At 68.4% G+C, this 4,164-nt stretch carries 2 protein-coding genes and 1 pseudogene; all 3 read left to right on the plus strand.

Going from position 1 to position 4,164, the window contains the following annotated elements:
- Positions 1 to 125 precede the first annotated feature (125 nt).
- A complete protein-coding gene (locus MKW14_RS40535; RefSeq protein ID WP_308314682.1) occupies positions 126 to 791 on the plus strand; it encodes a transposase in 666 nt (221 codons plus the stop codon).
- Positions 792 to 1,359: 568 nt separating this feature from the next.
- Complete coding sequence (ltrA, locus tag MKW14_RS40540; protein WP_240871771.1) at positions 1,360 to 3,168, plus strand: group II intron reverse transcriptase/maturase; 1,809 nt, start codon at positions 1,360 to 1,362, stop codon at positions 3,166 to 3,168.
- Positions 3,169 to 3,239: 71 nt separating this feature from the next.
- A pseudogene (locus MKW14_RS40545) lies at positions 3,240 to 4,022 on the plus strand (transposase); the annotation flags it as partial.
- Between the last annotated feature and the right edge of the window lie 142 nt (positions 4,023 to 4,164).

The following is a 4,164-nucleotide window of genomic DNA, read 5'->3' on the forward strand; positions in this document are numbered from 1 at the left end:
TAGCCTCGCGCTTTCACGAGGTGGGCTGTCCAAGCGTTGATCAGAAACACGGAAAGTGCCCTTGACCTGCAACGATAGGACTTGCTGAGGATCCTGTTGGCTGCAAGGAAAAGAGCACTTTCCAGGTGAGAGAGCCTATCTCGTCGTACCCACGTGTCCGTGTCCGGGGAGACGGTCGGCAGGTGGTCTCGCAGGCCGGTGCGGTCCTGCTGTTGGAGACGGTCCGCAAGACGGGCCTTGACCAGGCGATATCCGCAGCTCTGGCTCCGTGGCGGAAGCCGCGGGCCGTCCACGATCCCGGCAAGATCCTCCTGGACGTTGCCCTGGCGGTCGCACTGGGCGGGGACTGCCTCGCGGACGTCACCCTGCTGCGGTGTGAGCCGGCCGTCTTCGGCCTGGTCGCCTCCGACCCGACCGTCTCCCGTCTGATCGACACCCTCGCCGCGTCCGGCGTCAAAGCCCTGCAGGTCATCCGGTCCGCACGCTCCGAAGTCCGCCATCGTGCCTGGTCGTTGGCCGGCGAGAACGCCCCGGACGCCGGCGGTCAGGTCACCGTAGACCTCGACGGCGTCCTCGTGATCGCCCACTCCGACAAGGAGGACGCGGCCGCGACTTGGAAGAAGACCTACGGCCATCACCCGCTGACGGCCTTCGTCGACCACGGACCGGGCGGAACCGGTGAACCCGTTGTCGCCCTCCTCAGACCGGGAAACGCGGGCTCCGTGCGACACGAGGTCGCACAAGTTGAGTGGTCTCATCGATCGGAGGTTCGGCTGATGTCGACGGTGTAGATCCGGGCCAGTGTCCAAGGCCCGTCCCCGCTTCGACGTGCGTCACCGGCAACGGTGGGGTGCGGAGCTCGAAGAAGACGCCCAAGGGTTCCCGATCCGTCCGGGGGCCACAGGCAAGGGGAAGACCGGACGGGTGAACGCGAGTGAACCCCTGATGATGCCTCGTCACGTTTGGGCTCCGCCAGACGGAAGTCTTCAGCGGAGTGCAGGGACTGGCCGCTGAGAAGCGGCGGGTGCCGGTCGGACAGCGAACCGCCGACCGGGAGGACACCACCGTCCCCGGGGTATAGGGGGCGCCCATCCCGGTCGTATCTCAACTGTGTGGAACGTGGAAACCCCGACGGGGTCCGCTCAGGCGACTGAGCGGTGAGCCGACTGCGAGGAAGGCCCAGCCCCCGGGCGGGAACAGGATGACCCAAGAAGCGAACGCCGGCAGCCGAAAGGCAGCGGGAAGACGGGGCAACACATTCGGCCCTCCGCCGATCGCCCCGCATAACCGGCCGGATACGGGCACGTGCCCGAACTCGAAAGGGTGCCGACGTGGGTCAGGTGAGTCTGTGGAGACCAGATGCTCGAACACCCCGAACCGAGGGACAAGTTGGACGCCCCAGCTGAGGCTGCGGTGAACGGACCTGAGGACGAGATCACCGGCTGGCTGGCCGTCGACTGGCAGCAGGTCGAAGACGACGTACGGCGACTTCGGCAACGCATCTTCACGGCATCGCGGGCAGGGGACCTGAAAAGGGTCCGCAATCTGCAGAAGCTGATGCTCCGCTCCCGCGCCAACACGCTGCTCAGCGTGCGCCGGGTCACGGAGATCAACGCTGGCCGCACGACCGCCGGGATCGACGGGAAGGTGGTGCTGCTGCCCCAGGGCAAGGCCGAACTGGCCGACTGGATGCAGCGATCCGCCGACACGTGGAGGGCCCGGCCGGTCAGGCGGGTGTATATCCCCAAGGCAGGAGGGAAGAAGCAGCGCCCGCTCGGCATTCCGGTGATCGTTGACCGCGCTCTCCAGGCGCGGGCCCTCAGCGCGCTGGAACCCGAGTGGGAGGCACGGTTCGAGCCGAAGTCGTACGGCTTCCGGCCCGGCCGTGGCTGCCATGACGCCATCGAGGCGATCTTCAACGCGGTCGGGGGAAAGAACCCGCACCGCCGGTGGATTCTCGACGCGGACCTGGCAGCGGCGTTCGACCGCATCGACCACGACCGTCTTCTCCGCCAGCTCGGCACGTTCCCCGCGCGGGAGCAGGTCAGGCAGTGGCTGAAGGCGGGCGTGGTCGAGCGTGAACAGCTCACCCCGACCGAGGAGGGGACTCCACAAGGCGGGGTGATCAGCCCGACGCTACTGAATGTCGCCCTGCACGGGCTGGAACAAGCCGCCGGGGTCCGGTACTTCGCTGACGGGATGAGGCACGCGGGCAAGTCGGAGCCGGGCACCCCCGTGGTGATCCGCTATGCCGACGATCTGGTGGCCTTGTGCGTCAGCGAGGAACAGACCCGGCAGGTCAAGCAGCAGCTCGCGGTGTGGCTGGCTCCGAGGGGACTGGCCTTCAACGAGGACAAGACGCGCGTCGTCCGCCTTGAAGAGGGCTTCGACTTCCTCGGGTTCAACGTCCGCCGATATCGCAACGGCAAGCTGCTGACCAAGCCCAGCAAGGCAGCGGTGCGGCGCATTCGCAGCAGGCTCGCCGCCGAGGTCAAGGCTCTGCACGGGGCCAACGCCCAAGCGGTGATCAACAAGCTCAACCCCGTGATCCGGGGCTGGGCGGCCTACTACCGCACCGGGGTATCCAAGGAGATCTTCTCCTCCTTGGACCACTACCTGTGGCGGCTCACCTACCGGTGGGGGCTGCGGGCGCACCCGAACAAGTCGAAACGCTGGGTCGTGGCCCGGTACTTCGGCGCGTTCCACCCAACCAGGCGGGACCGCTGGGTGTTCGGCGACCGGGACACCGGTCGCTACCTGGTGAAGTTCTCCTGGACGAAGATTGTCCGGCATCGGCTGGTCAAAGGCAGGGCGTCTCCGGACGACCCGGCTCTGACCGGTTACTGGGCTGATCGGCGACGGCGGCGAAAGCCTCCGCTGGGGCCGTTCGTGCTGCGGCTGCTACACGCGCAGCACGGCCGCTGTCCCGGCTGCGGAACTCTGCTGTTGCACGCCGATCAGGAACCGCAAAGTCCCACCGAGTGGGAGCAGTGGCTCACCGCCGTCCGCAAGGCGATCCGCCGCAGAGCGCTCGCCACCGAGGACGGCCACCCGCCGGACGACACCGCACGCTGCCTCATGCACGCCCACTGCGCGCGGCGGCGCATCGCCGCCCGCGCACCGGGACCAGCAGTTCTGCCTGACCGCGAGCCTTTGGGGCTTGCTTGAGCCGTGTGCCTGGAAAGCGGGCACGCACGGTTCTGAGGGGGCCCCGGCGCAGCAATGCGCTGGGGCTACCCGACAACACCGCAGCCGACCACATCACCACCGCCCAACTCGCCCTGGCCCAAATGCCGAAGCGCTACCGACGAGGACGGCAGACGCTGATCCGCACGGACTCCGCCGGCGGCACCCACGAGTTCGTGTCCTGGCTCGCGAAGCGGGGCCGATGGCTGTCCTACTCGGTCGGTATGACGGTCACCGAAGCGATCCACGAACACGTGCTGAAGGTCCCCGCCTCGGCCTGGACCCCGGCCGTCGAGACTGACGGTGAGGCCCGGGACGGGGCCTGGGTCGCCGAGCTCACCGGCAAGCTCCTTAACGGCTGGCCCAAGGGCATGCGGCTCGTCGTCCGCAAGGAACGGCCCCATCCCGGAGCCCAGTTGAGGATCACGGACGCGGACGGCATGCGGATCACATGCTTCGCGACCAACACCACCGGCCGGCCGATCGCCGAGCTCGAACTGCGTCACCGGCTCCGGGCTCGGGCCGAGGACCGGATCCGGGCCGCCCGGGCCACCGGCCTGCGCAACCTGCCCCTGCACGACACCGCCCAGAACCGGGTCTGGATGGAGATCGTCCAGATCGCTCTCGACCTGCTGGCCTGGATGCCCATGCTCGCCTTGACCGACCGGGCGAGGCTCTGGGAACCGCGTCGCTTGCGGTTCCGCCTGTTCTCCGCGGCCGGCCAGCTCGTCACCACCGGTCGGCGCAGGATTCTTCGCCTCGCCCGGCACTGGCCCTGGACCGTCGAGATCACCGCCGCCCTCGAACGTCTCGCGCTCCTGCCGGACCCCGGCTGACCAGCAACCCACCGTCCCTGCGACAGCATCACCCGCCCCGGGCAGTGGAACCCGGCGCCCACCCGACGCGACAGCCGGGCCACCTGCCTGCCCGGCATCAGCTCCGGAAAGCAAAAGGGTCCACCGACTCCGTCGGCGGACC

The organism is Streptomyces gilvus, assembly GCF_022513565.1.
Classification (GTDB): Bacteria; Actinomycetota; Actinomycetes; order Streptomycetales; family Streptomycetaceae; genus Streptomyces; species Streptomyces gilvus.

Bases quoted from the DNA above. Each gene is read 5' to 3' on its own strand.
- ltrA (WP_240871771.1), top strand. From the start codon at position 1,360: ATGCTCGAACACCCCGAACCGAGGGACAAGTTGGACGCCCCAGCTGAG.